Origin of the sequence: Algibacter sp. TI.3.09 (assembly GCF_038154905.1) — a bacterium.
Classification (GTDB): Bacteria; Bacteroidota; Bacteroidia; order Flavobacteriales; family Flavobacteriaceae; genus Algibacter.
The window spans coordinates 104044-125165 of sequence record NZ_JBAKAN010000001.1 but is presented as its reverse complement, the minus strand read 5'-3'; the positions used below and the strand labels follow the sequence as shown (position 1 = coordinate 125165).

The 21122-nt window shown below is 33.3% G+C and carries 17 protein-coding genes; 8 read left to right on the top strand and 9 right to left on the bottom strand.

Annotation, left to right across the window (positions count from 1 at the left end; genetic code table 11):
- Positions 1-13: 13 nt before the first annotated feature.
- Both V6246_RS00450 and V6246_RS00445 read right to left on the bottom strand, forming a co-directional pair.
- The gene (locus V6246_RS00450) at positions 14-2434 is read right to left on the bottom strand and encodes a YfhO family protein (RefSeq protein WP_341558482.1); all 2421 of its coding nucleotides are present in this window, start codon (positions 2432-2434) and stop codon (positions 14-16) included.
- 114 nt (positions 2435-2548) lie between these two features.
- The gene (locus V6246_RS00445; RefSeq protein ID WP_042499604.1) at positions 2549-2800 is read right to left on the bottom strand and encodes a DUF4834 family protein; all 252 of its coding nucleotides are present in this window, start codon (positions 2798-2800) and stop codon (positions 2549-2551) included.
- Between the two features lie 169 nt (positions 2801-2969).
- Between V6246_RS00445 and V6246_RS00440 the strand changes: the two genes are divergently transcribed.
- Positions 2970-3974 (top strand): transporter, encoded by a 1005-nt coding sequence (locus tag V6246_RS00440; RefSeq protein ID WP_341558481.1) that lies wholly within the window; start codon positions 2970-2972, stop codon positions 3972-3974.
- Between the two features lie 26 nt (positions 3975-4000).
- Positions 4001-5119 (top strand): GTP cyclohydrolase, encoded by a 1119-nt coding sequence (locus V6246_RS00435; RefSeq protein ID WP_341558480.1) that lies wholly within the window; start codon positions 4001-4003, stop codon positions 5117-5119.
- Positions 5120-5201: 82 nt separating this feature from the next.
- On the opposite strand, the gene V6246_RS00430 is transcribed toward V6246_RS00435, so the two are convergent.
- The 3 genes from V6246_RS00430 to V6246_RS00420 form a co-directional block, all read right to left on the bottom strand.
- Entirely contained in the window at positions 5202-6461 is a 1260-nt protein-coding gene (locus tag V6246_RS00430) for an aminotransferase class I/II-fold pyridoxal phosphate-dependent enzyme (RefSeq protein WP_341558479.1), read from the bottom strand.
- Positions 6462-6758: 297 nt separating this feature from the next.
- Positions 6759-7799 (bottom strand): PLP-dependent cysteine synthase family protein, encoded by a 1041-nt coding sequence (locus V6246_RS00425; RefSeq protein ID WP_159019817.1) that lies wholly within the window; start codon positions 7797-7799, stop codon positions 6759-6761.
- Positions 7800-7877: 78 nt separating this feature from the next.
- Positions 7878-9947, bottom strand: a complete 2070-nt coding sequence (locus tag V6246_RS00420; protein ID WP_341558478.1) for a S9 family peptidase — start codon at positions 9945-9947, stop codon at positions 7878-7880.
- A 146-nt stretch (positions 9948-10093) separates the two neighbouring features.
- On the opposite strand from V6246_RS00420, the gene V6246_RS00415 reads away from it, so the two are divergent.
- Positions 10094-10417 carry a YbaB/EbfC family nucleoid-associated protein gene (locus V6246_RS00415; protein WP_159019815.1) on the top strand — a complete coding sequence of 108 codons (324 nt, stop codon included), beginning with the start codon at positions 10094-10096 and terminating at the stop codon, positions 10415-10417.
- Between the two features lie 6 nt (positions 10418-10423).
- Here the strand turns inward: V6246_RS00415 and V6246_RS00410 are convergent, their stop codons facing one another.
- Positions 10424-11440 carry a threonine aldolase family protein gene (locus V6246_RS00410; RefSeq protein ID WP_341558477.1) on the bottom strand — a complete coding sequence of 339 codons (1017 nt, stop codon included), beginning with the start codon at positions 11438-11440 and terminating at the stop codon, positions 10424-10426.
- Positions 11441-11534: 94 nt separating this feature from the next.
- On the opposite strand from V6246_RS00410, the gene prfB reads away from it, so the two are divergent.
- The 3 genes from prfB (at position 11535) to V6246_RS00395 (ending at position 15547) form a co-directional block, all read left to right on the top strand.
- A protein-coding gene (gene prfB / locus V6246_RS00405; RefSeq protein WP_159019813.1) for a peptide chain release factor 2 occupies positions 11535-12645 on the top strand; the annotation gives its coding sequence in 2 pieces (ribosomal slippage) (positions 11535-11597 and positions 11599-12645; 1110 coding nt in all).
- 60 nt (positions 12646-12705) lie between these two features.
- Complete coding sequence (gene arsC, locus V6246_RS00400; protein WP_341558476.1) at positions 12706-13047, top strand: arsenate reductase (glutaredoxin); 342 nt, start codon at positions 12706-12708, stop codon at positions 13045-13047.
- A 91-nt stretch (positions 13048-13138) separates the two neighbouring features.
- On the top strand, positions 13139-15547 hold the full coding sequence (locus V6246_RS00395) for a TonB-dependent receptor domain-containing protein (RefSeq protein ID WP_341558475.1): 2409 nt from the start codon (positions 13139-13141) through the stop codon (positions 15545-15547).
- A 135-nt stretch (positions 15548-15682) separates the two neighbouring features.
- Here V6246_RS00395 and V6246_RS00390 read toward each other — a convergent pair whose 3' ends face one another.
- Positions 15683-15859: a hypothetical protein gene (locus V6246_RS00390; protein WP_199270200.1), complete on the bottom strand. Its 177-nt coding sequence runs from the start codon at positions 15857-15859 to the stop codon at positions 15683-15685.
- 93 nt (positions 15860-15952) lie between these two features.
- Positions 15953-16594 (bottom strand): peroxiredoxin, encoded by a 642-nt coding sequence (locus V6246_RS00385; RefSeq protein WP_042505021.1) that lies wholly within the window; start codon positions 16592-16594, stop codon positions 15953-15955.
- A 186-nt stretch (positions 16595-16780) separates the two neighbouring features.
- Here V6246_RS00385 and fumC point away from each other — a divergent pair, with 186 nt between their 5' ends.
- Positions 16781-18178: a class II fumarate hydratase gene (gene fumC / locus V6246_RS00380; protein ID WP_341558474.1), complete on the top strand. Its 1398-nt coding sequence runs from the start codon at positions 16781-16783 to the stop codon at positions 18176-18178.
- A gap of 325 nt (positions 18179-18503) precedes the next feature.
- On the opposite strand, the gene rpsA is transcribed toward fumC, so the two are convergent.
- A complete protein-coding gene (rpsA, locus tag V6246_RS00375; RefSeq protein ID WP_341558473.1) occupies positions 18504-20336 on the bottom strand; it encodes a 30S ribosomal protein S1 in 1833 nt (610 codons plus the stop codon).
- A 325-nt stretch (positions 20337-20661) separates the two neighbouring features.
- On the opposite strand from rpsA, the gene V6246_RS00370 reads away from it, so the two are divergent.
- Positions 20662-21042, top strand: a complete 381-nt coding sequence (locus tag V6246_RS00370) for a LysM peptidoglycan-binding domain-containing protein (protein WP_159019808.1) — start codon at positions 20662-20664, stop codon at positions 21040-21042.
- Positions 21043-21122: the final 80 nt, after the last annotated feature.

The following is a 21122-nucleotide window of genomic DNA, read 5'->3' as shown; positions in this document are numbered from 1 at the left end:
TAGAAGTAAAAAACTATTTCTTTTGAAATCCGTAGAAAAGTCCGCCTAGTAGTAAAAGTCCAAATAAAACAGAACTTGCAAGTGCTATTGTACTTCCTGTTTTCACAACATCTGGATCAAACTTAAACACAATTTCATGTTTTCCTTCCGGGATTTCTAAACCACGTAGCGTATAATTAACACGTATATGCTCGGTCTCTTCACCATCTATAAATGTTTTCCAACCGTTTCCATAATACACTTCAGAAAACACTGCAAAACCTTTATTTGCATTGCTAGAAACGTATTTTAAATAGTTTGGTTTGTGCTCAACAATTTTTATACTTGATACAGAATCAACATTAAACTTTTTTGTTTCCGTTGGAATTATGGCATCTTTTCCTTTAGCAAAAACAGCAACATGCTTATTATCTAAACTATCCAAAGCTTTAATTTCTTCGTTAGCAGAATCTACCATTTTAAGTTCGCTAACAAACCAAGCCGCACCATTCGCTTCTCTATTAGTATAAGGAAACGTTTCTCCTTTTTCACCTTGAGCAATAATATATTTGGTATTAAACATATTAAGCACATTCATGTTATTTTGAGAGATATAAAAATCGAAAACCTCACGGTATCGTTTTAACTCTGCCGCATTATAGCCATTTAAGGAATTATGAAAATATGATGGTTTTGATCGTCCTGAAACTAAATCGTAAACACGATAATAACTTTTATCTTGTAAAATAGCTTTATCAACCTCCGTAGCTTCAAACGGTTTATTCATTTTAATAGAAGCTACAAAATCGTCACTATTAACATAGCGCTTATCTACACCAACTAAATCAAACAATAGCAGCACAGCAAATCCAATAACAAGTAAGTTTTCTTTTAGCTTACCCTTTAAGTAATACCAAATTAAACCTGCCGATAGCAGTACTAAAATTAAACTTCTAAGGGCATCTGTTGTAAAAACACTTTTTCTATCTTCTCTTATGGCATCTACAAAATCTTGTCCGTAATTCTGACGATAAAAACCATCGTTAACGCCAACAAAATCAAATAAAGACGATTTCATTACTAAAAATAAAAGCGCTAAACCACCAGTAATTATTGTGGTATATTTTAAAGCATTTAGCTTTTCTTCTTCTTTTTCAAAAGTATTGAACAAACGTACCAAACCAAAAATACCCAACACTGGTATACATAACTCCAATAAAACTTGTATTGATGTTACGGCTCTAAATTTATTGTACATGGGTACATAATCAATAAAAAAGTTAGTTAAAAACCCTAAGTTTTTACCGTAAGACAATAATAAAGAAAACACTGTTCCGCCAACAAGCCACCATTTTAAACGGCCTTTTACTAAAAATAAAGCAAATACAAACAAGAACAAAATTACAGCACCAACATAAGCTGGAGCTTCTACAATAGGTTGGTCTCCCCAGTATAATGGAGCGCGCTTAGCCTCTTCGGCTGCTTGAGTTGTTGTGGCGCCTAATTTTCTGTAAGCTTCGTATGTAGCAGAATCTTTACCAACATTCTCTCCATTTCCTCCGCCCATAAAACGAGGAATAAATAAATTAAACGTTTCGGCAAAACCATAACTAAATTGCGTGATATAATCTTTATCTAATCCGTTTGAAACCTCTTTTGGAGATCCATCGGCATTAATGGTTAGTTCTGTTTTACCACGTGTACTTTCCTTTACATACTCTTGCGTAGCCATTACGCTCGTTGCATTTAAAGCAATAGCAAGAACTACAGCTCCGAATAAAATTCCAACAGATTTAAAGAAATGAGGTAATACGTTTTTCTTGTAAGCATCTACTAAATAAGCTATACCCAAAATAAGCACCAATAGCATTAAATAGTAAGTCATTTGGAAGTGGTTCGATACAATTTCTAATCCCATAGCCAAAACTGTGAGTAAAAAACCAGCGATATATTTTCGCCTAAAAGTGAGTATAATACCGCTTAACACCAAAGGCATGTATGCTATTGCATGTGCCTTACTATTATGCCCAACACCTAAAATTATAATTAAATACGTTGAAAACCCAAAGGCTAAAGCACCAAGCGCTGCAAGTTTGTAATCTACTTTTAGCACTAAAAGCAATACATAAAAACTCATTAAATATAAAAACAAATAATCGGCTGGGCGAGGTAGAAAACGCAGTACAGCATCAATTTTTTTAATGTAATTATGCGGATATCTCGCTCCCAATTGGTAAGTTGGCATCCCTGCAAAAGCCCCATTAGTCCAATAGGTTTCCTCTCCAGTTTCAACTTTAAAATCCTTCTGTTGCTTGCTCATGCCAATAAACTGAACAATATCGCTTTGATAAATTTCTTTTCCTTGTAAAACTGGGCTAAAATAAGCCAATGATAATATTACAAATCCTAGAATAACTAAGATGTGTGGCAGTATACTTTTAATTGAAAATTGCATGAAAGTAGTTTAAAACAATGAATGTGAACATTAGTTATTATTTTCTTAGCATCGAAGTTTATCTTAAATTTTAAGAATTTTACGCTTTCGCAGAAATAAAAAAAGGATAAAACCTTAATCCACTTCTTCGTAATCTACGTAATCGCCAACATCTTTATTAGACGTTCGGGTATTCGGGATTTTATCAATAGTCACTTCTCCTTCTTTATTAACAGGCTCTTGTTGTTGTTTTTGAAACTGACCTCCAAAGCGTTCTTCTGCTTTTTTTACGGCAAACTTCATTAAGAGCGGTGCAAATATTCGAGAAAGCACTTTAAATAAATAATAGACTAAAACAATTATAAATATGGTTCTTAATAAACCCATAAGTGAAACTTTTGATTAAAACTAACAACAAAAATACAATTCTATACGTTTAAAAAACATTGAAAAATGATAAAAAATATATAAAATATCTATATTTGAAAACCCTTAATCATTAGTACTTAAAATTATAAAATCTACGCGTATGTACAATGCGTTAAAAATTTCAACTATGAAAGCTATCAAATCGATTTTAATTCTCCTACTCACATTTTTTTCAACTCAGGCATTTTGCCAATATACAGATGTTATAAACTCTAACCGACCAGGTACTTCCCGAAGCGCCTTTTCTGTAGGAACAAATGTGGCACAATTTGAAGTTGGACCATATATTATTGAAGAAGAACGCACACCAGCTATTGGCTATAAAGTTTCAGGCTTTGGTGCCGATTTTGCTATACGCTACGGATTATTATGGGAACAATTAGAATTAAACTTTGAAGGGAACTACCAAAGTGACAACAAATCGTATTTTTCAAATTTAGACAACAAAGACCGTCGTTCTAATTTTAAATATTTAACTCTTGGAGCTAAATATTTAGTTTACGATCCGTATAAAAATGCAGAAGACGATAAACCTAATCTTTATAGCTGGAAAGCAAACCACACCTTTAAATGGAAATCGTTAATTCCTGCCATAGCAGTTTATGCTGGTGCAAATTTCGATACGCCAGACAATCCATATACTGCAGACGCTATAGAAGGTTTTAGCCCTAAAGTAATGATTGCTACACAAAATAATTTTTCTGGAGGTTGGGTTTTTGTAATGAATTTAATAAAAGACCGCATAGGAACAGACCAATCTGACTTTTCATACATATTAACCTTAACGCATTCTTTCAGTCCACAATGGGTTGTTTTCGGAGAAACACAAGGTATTCAAAGTGATTATTACGCCGATAATTTGTTTAGATTTGGTGGCGCTTATTTATGGGGTAAAGATTTTCAGTTAGACACCGCTTTAACTTTTAATACAAAGGATACGCCATCTGTATTTAGCGTAAACTTCGGAATGTCTTACCGATTAGATTTCCATAAAGACAAAGAAATTGACAATGGAAATACCATTGAAGAAACTTCTAAACGCTCAGGAAAGAAAAAGAAAAAAGGCAGTAAAAAAGACGCAAAAGAAAGTACAAAAAAACCAAAACGAGACGCTATAGATTTTGAAGATTAATCTGATAAATTTATCATAACAAGTATATGATTACACTAAAAGAAGTAAAAAATAAAAAAGATTTAAAGGCATTTGTAAAATTCCCTTTCACGCTTTATAAAGACTGCGAATACTGGACACCTCCTATTATAAGTCAGGAGATGAACACTTTTAACAAAAACGAGAATCCTGTTTTTCAAGATGCCGAAGCTCAGTTATTTTTAGCCTATAAAAACAATGCTATTGTTGGCCGAATAGCTGCTATTACTAATAATCTAGAAATAGAAGACCAAAATATTAAGAAAATGCGTTTTGGTTGGTTCGATTTTATAGACGATTTAGAAGTTTCTAAAATATTACTTGATAAGGTTGCTGAAATAGGAAAAAGCAAAAATCTAGAATACACTGAAGGTCCTGTTGGGTTCTCTAACTTAGATAAGGTTGGTGTAATGACGGAAGGTTTTGACAGTACTGCTCCTATGGTAACTTGGTACAACCACGCTTATTATGTAAAACATTACGAAGCTGCCGGCTATGAGATTGAAAAATCGTATTCTGAAAGTCGTTTTCCTTTTGAAAATGTAAAACCAGAATTTTTTAAAAAAGCACAAGAGCTTATAAAAAGACGCTACCAACTAACAGCCTTAAAATTCACTAAAACAAGTGAAGTGATGCCTTATGTTGACAAAATGTTCGATTTATTTAACGCAAGCTATGCTTCATTATCTTCATTTGTGGCAATTAACGATATTCAAAAAGCTTATTTTAAAAAGAAGTTTATAAGTTTTGTAAATCCAGAATATATCAAATTTGTTGTAGATAAAAATGATGAATTAGTTGGTTTTGCTATTGTAATGCCTGCATTTACTACTGCTTTAAAAAAGATGAATGGTAAGTTATTTCCTTTTGGTTTCAGACATATTTTGAATGCTAAAAAGAATAGTAAAGATGTTATTTTCTATTTAATAGGAATTCATCCAGACTACCAAAACAAAGGTGTGCATGCTGTGATTTTCAATGAATATTACGAGACTTTTAAAGAAAAAGGTATCCAAACATGCTTTAGAACTCCAGAGCTAGAAGATAACCACGCTATACATCAAATATGGAAACATTTTGATCCTGTAGTTTACAAAAGAAGAAAAACGTACAAGAAATTACTATAAATTTTAGCTTCTTATTAAAACTAAAAAATCCGATTCAATTAAAATTGAATCGGATTTTTTTATACTATATTTTATTGAACTACTACTCGCCCATTGCCGCCATAACAGAAGCAGATAATCGTTTGTAAGTTCCATTTTCTAAACGCTCTCTAATAACATCAAATGCATTTAAAGTTTCAGAAACATCTTCTAAGGTATGTGATGCTGTAGGAATTAATCTTAATAAAATTAATCCTTTTGGAATTACAGGATACACAACTATAGAACAGAAAATACCATGATTTTCACGTAAATCTTTTACTAAAGCCATAGCCTCAGGAATAGATCCTTTTAAGTATACCGGTGTTACACAACTTTGCGTTGTACCAATATCAAAACCACGCTCTTTTAATCCAGATTGTAATGCGTTTACGTTTTCCCAAAGTTTAGCTTTAAGTTCTGGCATAGTTCTAAGCATATCTAAACGCTTAAGAGCTCCAGCAACTAATTGCATTTGCAAAGATTTTGCAAACATTTGAGAACGTAAATTATATTTTAAATAATCAATTATTTCTTTATCACCCGCTATAAAAGCACCTGTACTAGCTAAAGACTTAGCGAAAGTTGCAAAATATACATCAATATCATCTTGCACGCCTTGCTCTTCTCCTGCACCAGCTCCTGTTGCTCCTAAAGTTCCAAAACCGTGAGCATCATCAACAAATAATCTAAAATTAAATTTTTGTTTAAGTGCTACTATTTCTTTTAAACGCCCTTGCTCACCACGCATTCCAAAAACACCTTCAGAAATTACTAAAATTCCTCCACCTGTTTGTTCTGCCATTTTGGTAGCACGCTCTAAGTTTTTCTCTAAACTTACAACATCGTTGTGTTTGTAAGTAAAACGTTTTCCCATGTGTAAACGCACACCATCAATAATACAAGCGTGAGCATCAACATCATAAACAATAATATCGTTTTTAGAAACTAAAGCATCAATGGTAGATACCATACCTTGGTATCCAAAGTTTAATAAATAAGCCGCTTCTTTACTTACGAAAGATGCTAACTCATTTTGAAGCTGTTCGTGCAAATCAGTATGCCCAGACATCATTCTTGCTCCCATTGGGTATGCAGAACCATATTGTGCAGCTGCTTCTGCATCTACTTTACGAACTTCTGGATGATTGGCTAAACCTAAGTAGTCATTAATACTCCATGTGATTACGTCTTTTCCTTGAAACTTCATTCTATTAGAAATTTCGCCTTCCAATTTTGGGAATACAAAATAACCTTCAGCCTGAGACGCCCACTTTCCTAGTGGTCCTTTGTCTTTATAAATCTTTTCAAATAAATCCTTCATCTATTATAAATGGTATTGCTATTAAACTTTAGATATAACTACAACCAAATTAAACAACTTTTAAGGAACACAAACAAAACGAGCTGTTTATGAAAGAATCAAGAATGTTTTGGTTTTAGTCAGTCCGTGCAAAATTAAATATTTATATGGATTGAGCATAATTTTTTACGATGCATTTGCGAAATATGGACAATAAAGTTGAAAAAAACTTTTATATCGATTTTTTGGTGCATAAAAAAAGTCCATATTTCACAAATTAGTAAAATATGGACCTGTATAATGTAATATTATGCTTTCTTATTTTATGTATTGAATGCTTTCCGCAGCAGCTTCGTTTTGCGAATCGAAGAAACCTTGATCGCTCATCCATTTATCACTGTAAACTTTACTCATGTAACGAGAACCATGATCGGGATAGATAACAACAATTTTATCTCCCTTTTTAAAGGCACCTTGTTCACCTAATTGCTTAATAGCTTGGGTTGCAGCTCCAGAAGTATAACCTACAAACATACCTTCTGTTCTAGCTATTTCTCTAGCGGTATGTGCACTTTCCTCATCGGTAACTTTTACAAATTGATCTATTACATCAAAATCTGTAGCACCTGGAATTAAGTTTTTACCTAAACCTTCTATACGGTATGGATAAATTTCTTTTTCGTCAAACTCTCTTGTTTCGTGGTATTTTTTAATCACCGAACCAAAAGCATCAACACCTATTACTTTAATATTTGGGTTTTGTTCTTTTAAATATTTTGCTGTTCCAGAAATTGTTCCTCCAGTACCGCTACATGCCACTAAATGCGTTATTTCTCCTTCTGTTTGTTTCCAAATTTCTGGCCCTGTAGAGTTATAATGCGCATCAATATTTAATTGATTGAAATACTGATTGATGTAAACCGAACCTTTTAATTCTTCGTGAATACGTTTTGCAACTTGATAGTACGATCTTGGATCGTCTGCACTAACATGAGCTGGGCACACATATACCTTTGCTCCCATGGTACGTAACATATCAATTTTATCCGGAGAAGATTTTGAACTTACTGCTAACACACACTCGTAGCCTTTAATGATACTTACCATTGCAATACTGAAACCTGTATTACCAGAAGTGGTTTCTACAATAGTATCGCCTGGTTTTAAAATACCTTTCTTTTCGGCTTCTTCAATAATGTATAGTGCAATTCTATCTTTTGATGATTGTCCTGGGTTAAAACATTCTACTTTAGCGTAAAAATCCCCTTCGAACTTAGAGGTAATTCTGTTTAGCTTTACTAAAGGAGTATTGCCAACTAACTCTAATACATTATCAAATACTTGATTTCTGTGTTTCATAAATTCAATTTACAAGTTGCACGATTTAAACAAATCTATGCTTCTTAAAACTTGACAAAAATAAGACATTTTTTTTTATTAGCGCTTAATTCCCTCTAAATCTAGTAAAAACGCGTACTCTAGCGCAACTTCTTTCAAACTTTCAAAACGTCCGGAAGCACCACCATGTCCCGATTCCATATCTGTTTGTAACAATAATATATTGCTATCTGTTTTCAATTCTCTAAGCTTTGCCACCCACTTTGCAGGCTCCCAATATTGTACTTGCGAATCGTGTAAACCCGTTGTAACGAGCATATTTGGATAGTCTTTTGCTTCTACATTATCATATGGTGAATACGATTTCATGTAATGGTAATACTCCTCGTTATTTGGATTTCCCCACTCGTCGTATTCTCCTGTTGTTAAAGGAATTGAATCGTCTAACATAGTAGTAACCACATCTACAAATGGTACAGCAGCCAAAACACCGTTGTACAATTCCGGATTCATATTAATAATAGCGCCCATTAACAAACCACCAGCCGAACCACCGTAAGCATATAAATGTTTATTTGAAGTATAATTTTCTTCAATTAAAAACTTAGAACAATCTATAAAATCTGTGAAAGTGTTTTTCTTAGTTAAAAGCTTTCCTGTTTCGTACCAATTACGTCCTAAATATTCTCCACCTCGAATATGCGCAATGGCATAAACAAAACCACGATCTAGTAAACTTAATCGAATGGTAGAAAACGAAGGATCTGTTGTTGAACCATAAGAACCATATGCGTACTGTAATAATGGATTAGTTCCATCTAGCTTAATTCCTTTTTTATAAACTAAAGAAATTGGCACTTTTACACCATCGCGAGCTGTAGCCCAAATACGTTTAGATTCGTAATTTTCTTTATTAAATTTCCCTCCTAGAACCTCTTGTTCCTTTTTAACTTCGCTTGTTTTTGTTTTAAAATTATAATCCATTACCGAACTTGGGTTGGTTAACGAATTAAAACCATAACGCATCACATCGCTATCAAAATCAGGATTGTTACCTATGTAAGATGTGTAAGTTTCAGAATTAAAAGGCAGGTAATAATCTTCGCTACCATCCCAACTTATTATTCTAATATTGTTAAGTCCATTTTCACGTTCATTAACAACTAAATAATCTTTAAAAATCTCGATATCTTCTAATAAAACAGCTTCTCTATGAGGTAGTAAATCTTTCCAGTTTTCTTTCTCAGTAGCTGTTTCGCTGGTTTTTAAAAGTTTAAAATTTGTAGCATCGTCACAATTAGAAATCACGTAAAACGCATCATCATAATGTGCAATACTATACTCCATATCGTCTGTTCTTTTTTGAAACATTTTAAAAGCAGCATCTGGAGTATCTGCACTTAAAATTTGATATTCAGAAGACAACGTACTAGACGAACCAATAACAATATATTTTTTAGATTTTGTTTTATATACAAAGGTATTGAAGGTTTCATCTGCTTCGTGATAAACTTCAATATCATCTTTAGAATCGGTATCTAACTTATGCTTGAAGATTTTATGAGAACGCAACGTTACAGTATCTTTCATGGTATAAAACAATGTTTTATTATCGTTTGCCCATGTTGCGCTTCCGGTAGTATTCAAAATTTTATCGGCTAAAATCTCGCCTGTTTCTAAGTTTTTAATTTGAACAGTGTATTGCCTTCTACTAACTGTATCTGTAGAAAACGCTGCCATTTTATTATCCGGACTAATAGAAATACCTCCTAAACTAAAGTAAGATTGGTCTTTAGCCATTTCATTACAATCGAATAAAATTTCTTCTTCGGCATCTAAACTTCCTTTTTTACGCAAATAAATAGGATAATCTTTTCCGGTTTCATAACGTGTAATGTACCAATACCCGTTTAATTTATAAGGTAATGATGAGTCGTCTTCCTTAATTCGCCCCTTCATTTCTTCAAATAAATCCTTTTGAAAATCTTCAGTATGCGCCATTAAGGCTTTGGTATAGTTATTCTCGGCATTTAAATAATCTATAACCTCAGAGTTTTCACGATCATTTAACCAATAGTAATTATCGATTCTAACATCATTGTGAATTTCTAATGTTTTTGATATTTTTTTTGCTGAAGGAATAGCCACTTCATTTATAGATTTACTCATATTTATATTTTTACACGAAGCGGCAAAAGTAAAACTTAAGCTTAAAAGAATGGTTGCTATTTTCATTTTTCATTGTAAAATACAACAATTTGGCTTAGTATTTGATAAATTTGCAGTTACCAACCCCCTTAAAAAAATTTAAAAATATGTTTGGAGACATGATGGGCATGATGAGTAAGCTCAAAGAAGCCAAGAAAAAAGTAGAAGAAACAAAAAAACGCTTAGATACTGTTTTAGTAGATGAAACTAGTAACGACAATAAGCTAAAAATTACATTAACAGCCAATAGAACTATTAAATCTATTGACATTGATGATGCTTTATTAGAAGATAAAGAGCAGCTCGAAGATTACCTTGTTTTAACATTAAACAAAGCTATTGAAAGAGCTACTCAAATTAACGAAGCTGAGCTTGCTGCTGCCGCAAAAGACGGTATGCCAAATATACCTGGTATGGATATGTTTAAGTAAGCTTATTTATAGTTTTATTAATTCACTCAAAAGTTTGTCGTGCATAGTATTGGTGTAATCCAAATGCGTTACCATACGCAGCTTATTACCACCCATGCTTATAATATGTATATTTTTATCGGCTAATTTTTGAGTGAATTCTTTTTCGTTAACGTTGTTATTCAATTCAAAAATAACAATATTAGTTTCTATAGGTTCTACAGATTTTACAATAGAACGCTCTGCTAAAATGGCACCAATTTCCTTTGCCTTTTGGTGATCTTCTGCCAACCTTTCAATATTATTATCCAAAGCGTATAAACCTGCTGCCGCCAAATATCCGGCTTGGCGCATGTTGCCACCAAATATTTTACGAATTCGTATAGCGTTTTCCATTATAGCCTTATCACCAACCAAAACGGAACCTACAGGGCAACCTAAACCTTTACTTAAACATACTGATATAGTATCAAAAGCTTTTCCGTATTGCTCAGTTGTTTCATTTTTTGCTACCAAGGCATGCCACAAACGAGCTCCATCTAAATGAAACCCTAAGTTATTTTCATCGCAAACGGTTCTAATTTTAATTATTTCATTATAATCCCAACAAGAACCTCCTCTTCTATTCGCCGTGTTTTCAATTTCAACTAAACTTGTTTTACTGTAATAGTAAGCTTCTGGGTTTATGGCTTGTTTCACATCTTGTGCAGAAAAAATGCCATTATTAACATCTAATAAATTACAAGACACACCGCTGTTAAAAGACGCTCCTCCAGATTCATAATTAAAAATATGCGCATATTTATCACAAATAACCTGATCTCCAGGATTGGTATGTAATTTAATTGCCGTTTGGTTTGCCATAGTCCCACTCGGAAAAAACAAGGCCGTTTCTTTTCCAAACATATTAGCTATTCGGCTTTCTAATGCGTTTACCGTTGGATCTTCTCTAAACACATCATCTCCCACAGCAGCTTGCATCATGGCATCTAACATATGTTTAGTTGGTTTTGTAACGGTATCACTTCTTAAATCAATAATCATATTTTCAATTTGTGGATAAAGCTATAAAATTATATTCAGATTTGTTTTCTGCTGGCTTAAAGAAATCCTACTTTTGTTAGAAATAAATTGATACATGATAACTTCCGATCAAATTAAAGATCTAAATACCCGCCTCGATAAACTTAGGCACTATCTTTGACATAGACGCCAAACTGATAGAAATACAAAACGAAGAAGAACAAACCTTTGACCCTAATTTCTGGAACGACTCCAAAGCAGCAGAAATTATAATGAAATCACTACGTGTGAAGAAAAAATGGGTAGAAGATTATAAAACAGCAAAAACCCGATTTGAAGACCTTGAAGTGCTTTACGAATTTTTCAAGGAAGATGATGCCACTGCCGAAGATGTAGAAGCACAATACAATTTATTAGCCACGCAATTAGAAGATATTGAGTTTAAAAATATGCTTTCTGAAGAAGGTGATAGCTTAAGTGCCGTACTACAAATTACAGCTGGCGCAGGCGGAACAGAAAGTTGTGATTGGGCAAATATGCTTATGCGTATGTACTTAATGTATGCTGAAAAAAGCGGCTTTAAAGTAAAAGAACTCAATTTTCAAGAAGGTGATGTTGCTGGTATAAAAACTGTGACACTAGAAATTGAAGGCGACTTTGCTTTTGGTTGGTTAAAAGGTGAAAATGGTGTACATAGATTAGTACGTATTTCTCCTTTTGATAGTAATGCCAAACGCCATACTAGCTTTGCTTCAGTTTACGTTTATCCGCTTGTCGATGATACTATTGAGGTCGAAATAAATCCTGCCGATATAGAGATAACAACCGCAAGATCTAGTGGTGCTGGTGGGCAAAATGTAAATAAAGTTGAAACCAAAGTACAACTTACGCACAAGCCTACAGGTATTCAAATATCGTGTTCGGAAACCCGATCTCAACATGATAACAGATCGCGTGCTATGCAAATGCTTAAATCGCAATTGTACGAAATTGAACTTCAAAAACAACTGGCACAGCGTGAAGATATTGAAGCTGGAAAAATGAAAATTGAATGGGGAAGCCAAATTAGAAACTACGTAATGCATCCCTATAAGTTAGTGAAAGATGTACGTACCGCTCATGAAACCGGTAATGTAGACGCCGTAATGGATGGTAATATTGACAGCTTTTTAAAGGCCTATTTAATGATGATGGGACAAAAAGTTGAAGACGACGGACAATTATAACATATAAAAAAACCTTGCAGGTTCTAAATCTGTGAGGTTTAATTAAAACAGAGTATTACAATGACAAAAATTTATCATAACCCACGTTGTTCAAAATCAAGACAAGGCCTAGAAATTATTGAGAATTCTGGAAAACCCTTCGAAATTGTAAAATATTTGGACGATAACCTTTCCGCGAAAGCGTTAACAGAAATAGTAACACTTTTAGGCATTAAACCTATAGAATTGGTTAGAAAAAACGAAGCCATCTGGAAAAGTGATTTTAAAGGTAAAGATCTAACCGATATTGAAGTTATTGAGGCTATGGCAAATAACCCAAAATTAATAGAACGTCCAATTGTTATAAATGGTAAAAAAGCAGTTATTGGTCGTCCACCAAGTTTAATTCTAGACATTCTATAAGCCAAAATTTAAGGTTTATTTTAACATAGGTTTAACTCAATAAAGCTAAACCATCCCATAGTTTTGCAGTCTAATAAATTAAAAGACCAGCATGGGAAAAAGAATACATTTATTTGTTTTTTTAAGCTTATTTTCTACACTCTTATTTGCACAAAAAGAAGTAACAATAAGTGGTAAAGTAATAGACAAAGAAACCAACGAACCTTTAGAATATGCAACTATTGCATTCTTCAATAAAAAGGAAAACAAGATTGAAACCGGAGGAATTACAGATTTAAAGGGAAACTTCTCTATCCCTGTTCCTGTTGGATTTTACAACATTACCATTGAATATATCTCATTTAAAACTATTACTATTGCTAATAAACAAATTGGCAAATCTGAAAATATTGGGTCTTATTCTTTAGAATTAGATACGGAGTCTTTAGGCGAAGTTGAAATTATTGCCGAGCGTACCACTGTTGAAATTAAGCTCGATAAAAAAATCTATAATGTTGGTAAAGATTTAACCGTAAGTGGTGGGTCTGTTAGTGATGTTCTAGATAACGTACCATCTGTTTCTGTAGATGCCGAAGGTGGTGTCGCTTTACGCGGAAATGACAATGTACGTATCTTAATTAACGGAAAACCATCTGGTTTAGTTGGTTTAAATTCAGCCGAAGCACTACAACAATTACCTGCAGATGCTATTGAAAAAGTTGAAGTTATTACTTCTCCATCAGCAAGATATGAAGCTGAAGGAACGGGAGGAATTATTAATATTATTCTACGCCGTAGTAAACTGTTAGGTTTTAACGGTTCTGTTACAGCAAATGTTGGACACCCTGATGCAGCTGGATTATCTGGAAATATAAATTACAGAACTGGTAACGTAAATATATTTAACACCACATCTTACAGGTACCGAGAAAGTGTTGGTAGATGGTATAATGATGTTAAGTATTTTGATGAAAACACACCAGATTTAGATGAAAAACGTAATTGGGATGATACTCGAAAAGGGATTACAACCAATACAGGTATTGAATGGTATATTACAGATTCGGCATCGTTAACAAACTCTATTGTTTATAGTGATAATAGTAGCTACAACAACTCGATTAATAACCTAGTTCAATTAAATAAAATAACAAATGAAACTAGCAGAAGTGTACGTCGCGATCCTGAAGAAGGGGAAAGTGGAACATTTCAATATGCTTTAAATTTCATGAAAGATTTTAAAACGGATGGGCATAAATTCTCTTTCGATTTTCAGTTTGAAGATTCTAATGATGATGAATACTCATTAATTAGTGTTGATGGTCTTGATACCGATATCTTACAAACCTTGGAAGATGAACAACAGATATTATTACAAACAGATTACGTATTGCCTTTAGGTGAGAATAGCCAAATTGAATTGGGGTACCGTGGAGATTTCACGACTACCGAAACTGATTACCAAGTTTCTTTACTTAATGATGCTGGTGCCTTTGAATTAAACAACAACCTATCGAACCTATTTAACTTTAAGCAATATTTAAACGCTGCTTATTTTCAGTTTGGTAGTAAAATTGATAAATTCTCATACCTATTAGGTTTACGATTAGAAAACACTAAATACACATTGGATCAACCTACTTCTGGTGATTTTAAAAGAAAAAACTTTACAGGTTTATTTCCTACAGTTAACGTAAGTTATAAATTTAATGAAGATGCAAGTATGACGGTTGGTTATAACCGAAGATTACGTAGACCACGTGGTTTTATGTTAAACCCTTTCCCTTCTCGTTCTAGTTTAACTAACGTTTTTCAAGGAAATCCAGATTTAGACCCAACTTACTCTAGTGTTTTTGATATTGGATATTTAAATAGATTCGGAAAATTCACTTTAAGTTCTTCTGTTTACTACTCACACTCTACAGATGTAATGACATTTTTAAGTAGAGATAACGGAGAAACCGTATTTATAAATGGAGAAGAATTTCCGGTAATAGAACGTGGCCCTGTAAATTTAGCTACAGATGATCGTTATGGTTTTGAATTCAATTTAAACTTTAGTCCTACTAGAAAATGGCGTGTAAATACCGATTTTAATATCTATAAATTAGAACGTAACGGAAGTTTTGAAGATGTTAATTTAACAGCAAACAACTTAACTTGGAATGCGCGTTTAACAAATAAACTGACACTTCCTTATTCTGTAGATTGGCAAACAAACTTTAGCTACCGTGGACCAACTGTAGATTCTCAAAATGATAGAAGAGCTAGCGGAACGGTAAACACGGCTTTTAGCAAAGATATATTGAAAGACAAAGCTTCTATAGCATTTAACGTTAGAGATGTATTTAATACTGGAGTAAGCAGAAATGATATAACAGCCGATACGTTTACATCTTATCAAGAAATTCAATTTAGAGGTGGCACAACGTATAATCTAGCCTTTACATACCGTTTTAACCAACAAAAACAACAGCAACGTGGCGAACGTGGCGAAGGTGGAGAAACTATGGAAATGTAGTTTACCTCTATAAGGTTTTAAATAAAAAAAACTCAAAGCTTCACGCTTTGAGTTTTTTTATGCCAGAAAATGAAAGCACAAAAAAAAGGAAGCTCTAATAGAACTTCCTTTTTTAATATATTTTTCAATTAAGTTTTAAGCATTTAAACGTTTTGCTTTTTTCTCTTCTCTAATTTCTTTTAATCTTTCGATTAAAGCACCTCCAACCCAATAAGGAATTATAAAGGTTACTAAGAAAATCATTAACCAAAATCCTAAAGTTAATATACCTAAAAATGCTAAAAAGCCTAAATATTGATCAAAATCAAACATAATTGTTGGTGTCTTTTATAAATGTGCCACAAATATAATATAAACCATTTTGTTTTCCAATAACAATGTTAAGATTTATCAACAGGTTATTCACTAATCTAAATTAGGTTGCGGCGTCATGCGTAAATAAGGCTTCACTTCTTTAAATCCTTTTGGAAAAATTGCAGGAATATCGGCCGTTGCAATTGCTGGTACTACCACACAATCGTCACCATTCTGCCAGTTTGCAGGTGTTGCTACTTTATGGTAAGCTGTTAATTGTAAAGAATCTACAACACGTAACAACTCATCAAAATTTCTACCTGTAGAAGCAGGATAAGTAATCATTAGTTTCACTTTCTTATTATTGTCAATTACAAAAACAGAACGCACGGTAAGTTTGCTATCTGAATTTGGGTGAATCATATCATAAAGTTCAGAAACCTTTCCATCTTCATCTGCAATAATCGGGAAGTTTACTGTGGTATTCTGTGTTTCGTTAATATCTTTTATCCAACCGTGGTGAGATTCTACCCCATCTACACTCAATGCTACTACTTTTACGTTACGTTTTTTAAACTCATCGGTATATCTAGCTACGGTTCCTAACTCTGTAGTACAAACTGGCGTATAATCTGCTGGGTGCGAAAATAGTATTCCCCAACTATCACCTAACCATTCGTGAAAGTTAATTGTTCCTTCAGATGTTTCTGCTGTAAAATTCGGAGCTTCATCTCCTAATCTAATTGTTGCCATTTTTATATTTAGTTTAAAATTAATTACTATTTAAATTCATTATAAAGATAATTCATTTTTAACAGGGCAAATAATTTTTAATCTTATGAATTTGTTAAAAAATTTACGAGAAAAACTAAGACATTCCTCATAATAAAACAGACTAAAACGATTAACTTTGTAACTTATAATTAAACCATTAATGCCATGAGTTACAGAATAGAAAAAGATACTATGGGTGAGGTAAAAGTACCTGCCGATAAACTTTGGGGCGCACAAACAGAGCGTTCAAGAAATAACTTTAAAATAGGATCCGTTGCATCTATGCCGTTAGAAATTATCTACGGTTTTGCTTACTTAAAAAAAGCTGCTGCTTACACAAACTGCGAATTAGGTGTTTTAGATATTGAAAAAAGAGATTTAATTGCACAGGTTTGTGATGAAATTTTAGAAGGTAAACACGACGACCAATTTCCGTTAGTAATCTGGCAAACAGGTTCTGGTACGCAAAGTAACATGAACGTTAACGAGGTGGTTGCTAATAGAGCACACCAATTAGCAGGAAAAGTGGTTGGCGAAGGCGAAAAAACAATTCAGCCAAATGATGATGTAAACAAATCGCAATCATCAAACGACACCTTCCCTACCGGAATGCATATTGCAGCGTATAAAAAAATAGTTGAAACCACAATTCCTGGTGTAAAACAACTTAGAGAAACATTAAAGATAAAATCTGAAGCTTTTAAAAATGTTGTAAAAATTGGACGTACACACTTAATGGATGCTACGCCTTTAACTTTAGGACAAGAAATTTCGGGTTATGTAGCACAATTAGATCATGGCTTAAAAGCTTTAGACAATACTTTAGCTCATTTAAGCGAATTAGCTTTAGGTGGTACAGCTGTTGGTACAGGTTTAAATACACCTAAAGGCTACAGCAAACGTGTTGCAGAATATATCGCAGAATTTACAGGATTACCATTTGTAACTGCTCCTAATAAGTTTGAAGCACTAGCTGCTCACGATGCTTTGGTAGAAACGCATGGTGCATTAAAACAACTTGCAGTATCATTAAATAAAATAGCTAATGATATTAGAATGATGGCCTCTGGACCACGTTCGGGTATTGGAGAAATTATAATTCCAGCAAACGAGCCAGGAAGTTCTATTATGCCAGGCAAAGTTAACCCAACACAATGTGAGGCTTTAACTATGGTTTGCGCTCAAGTTATGGGTAACGATGTTGCTGTATCCGTTGGAGGCATGCAAGGCCATTACGAACTAAACGTATTTAAACCTGTTATGGCTGCCAATGTTTTACAATCGGCTCAACTTATAGGTGATGCATGTGCTAGTTTCGAAGAAAATTGCGCTGTTGGTATTGAACCAAACCAAGAAGTAATTACAAAGCTACTTAACAACTCGTTAATGCTTGTAACAGCTTTAAATACAAAAATTGGTTACTATAAAGCTGCTGAAATTGCAAATACAGCACATGAAAACGGAACCACTTTAAAAGAAGAAGCAGTACGTTTAGGATATGTTACTGCAGAAGATTACGATGCTTGGGTAAAACCAGAAGATATGGTTGGTGCTTTAAAATAGTCAACAACCTTTTATATATTATAAAAGCCGGTAACGTTTGTTATCGGCTTTTTTGTTACCGTAAATCTAAGGCTAGTTTAAATTGTACAACTAAGTTCTTTTAGACTCACTTTAAAGTGTTTAATAACTCTTTCTTATCGCTTAAAACAAGTGTTCTTGGCATTGTACCATAACAGCACATTAGGGACTTTACAATTGAAGTATTATAATGCTTCTACTTTAATAATAATAATAATAATGCATAAAAAAAGCCCCTCATTTCTGAGGAGCTTTTAATTTTATAAATAGATTTCTGTTTTCACAGAAATTGAAAACTCATAATAAATTATGCTTTTCCGTCCATTTTATCTTTAAGCGCTTGTAAAGCATCATTGGCATCACCTAAAGTAGGTTTTGACTCTGCTGCTTGTGATTCAGCTTTTCTTACTGCTTGCTTAACCATTTTAGCTTCTTCTGCTCTAAATACAGCAGTGTGAGATGCTACAACTCTTTTGAATTCTTTATTGAATTCAATGATTTTAAATTCTGCAGCTTCACCTTTCTTAAGCTTAGTTCCATCTTCTTTCTCTAAGTGACGAGATGGTACAAATGCAACGATATCTTCGTTAAACTCAATAGTAGCTCCTTTATCAACAATCTCAGTGATTGCAGCGTTGTGAACTGTTTCTAAAGCAAACTCAGTTTCGTATTTATCCCAAGGGTTAACAGTTGTTTGTTTGTGTCCTAAAGATAATTTACGACCTTCAACATCTAACTCTAATACAACCACATCTAATTTATCTCCTACAGCGCAGAATTCAGATGGGTGCTTAATTTTCTTAGTCCAAGATAAATCAGAGATATAAATTAATCCGTCAATTCCTTCTTCTAATTCAACAAAAACACCAAAGTTTGTAAAGTTACGTACAATACCTGTATGCTTAGAAGCTAATGGGTATTTAGTAGTAATATCTGTCCATGGATCTGCAGATAATTGCTTGATACCAAGAGACATTTTACGATCTTCTCTATCTAAAGTTAAGATTACTGCTTCAACCTCATCTCCTACAGAAACGAAATCTTGAGCAGAACGTAAATGTGTAGACCAAGACATTTCAGAAACGTGAATTAATCCTTCAACACCATCAGCAACTTCGATAAATGCACCGTAATCAGCGATTACAACAACTTTACCTTTTACTTTATCACCAACTTTCACCTCTTCTGCAAGAGCTTCCCATGGGTGTTTAGATAATTGTTTAAGACCTAATTGGATTCTAGATTTGTTTTCATCAAAGTCAAGAATTACAACATTTAATTTTTGATCTAACTCAACAATCTCATTTGGATGGTTAATTCTAGACCAAGATAAATCTGTAATATGAACTAATCCGTCAACACCACCAAGATCGATGAATACACCGTAAGAAGTAATGTTTTTAACAACACCTTCTAATACTTGACCTTTTTCTAATTGACCAATAATTTCTTTCTTCTGGATTTCAATATCAGCTTCAATAAGAGCTTTATGAGAAACAACAACGTTTTTAAACTCATGGTTGATTTTCACAACTTTGAATTCCATAGTTTTGTTTACATACTGATCGTAATCTCTAATTGGTTTAACATCAATTTGAGATCCTGGTAAGAATGCTTCAATTCCGAAAACATCTACAATCATACCACCTTTAGTTCTGCATTTTACAAAACCGTTAACGATTTCTCCAGTTTCGTGTGCTTTATTTACACGATCCCATGCTTGGATTACACGAGCTTTTCTGTGAGATAATACTAATTGACCAGTTGCATCTTCACGCACATCAATTAATACTTCAACTTTATCTCCTACAGATAAACCTGGGTTGTAACGAAATTCGTTTAAAGAAATAACACCTTCAGATTTTGCGTTAATGTCAATAATAGCATCTCTATCAGAAATGTGTACTACTGTACCTTCAACAACCTCATCGTTTAATGTGTCAACGAAATTTTCAGCTACTAATTTTTCAAATTCTTCTAATTGTTGGCTATCAACTTCATCAATTCCTTCTTCGTAATTGTGCCAGTTAAAATCCGCTAAGAATTTTTCAGGGTTTGCTTTTGCTTCAGATACAACTGGAGCTCCAACATTGTTTGCTTCAGTTGCTTCAACTTCAGCTGGGTTTGCGTTTTCCGCCATTTAATTAAATTTAATAATGTGTTTTAAATACATCGCTTTCGCGGAAATAAAACAGCACTATGTTTTTGTATTCTATATGTTTTGGAAGATTTAAGCGAGTAACACACAGAAGTGTTATTTTTATATAAAGTTTCATTCCTTTTATCTGTTCCAATAAATCGCTAAAAGGAGTGCAAAAATACATATTTTCAATCAATTAGACTAATTTTAATAAAATATTTTAAAGCACTGATTATTAGCGAAATAATAAATTTGAGAAAAATCTTCAAAATTGGCATCGGTTTTGCTATATTGAACCTGTTAAACAAAATTAAAATCTACACTTATGACAATGAAAGCAAAGTACCAACCTGTATTAGATCTAGGCGAAACTTTAAACATCCAAAATGGTGATGTTAAAGAAGAAAACGGACAATTAAAAGTTACAGGAACAGCTAATACACCTTACGAAAAGAACCTAATTTGGGATAAAATAAAAGAAATTGGTGGAGATAATCCTTCTGATATTATGGCTGATATTAAAGTAGCCGATGAAACCGTTTTCCATAGACACACTGTAAAAAGTGGAGAGACTCTTGGAAAAATAGCGATTCAGTACTATGGAAAAGCTGCTAAATACCAAGATATTTTTAAAGCAAACTCTGATATCTTAAAGAATCCTGATGTAATTCACCCAGATCAAGAATTAATTATTCCTAATCTATAAGGTTTGAGGTATATTTATAAAAAAACGAACGTCTATTTATTTAGGCGTTCGTTTTTTTTATGTTTTATTTTGAAGTTAAG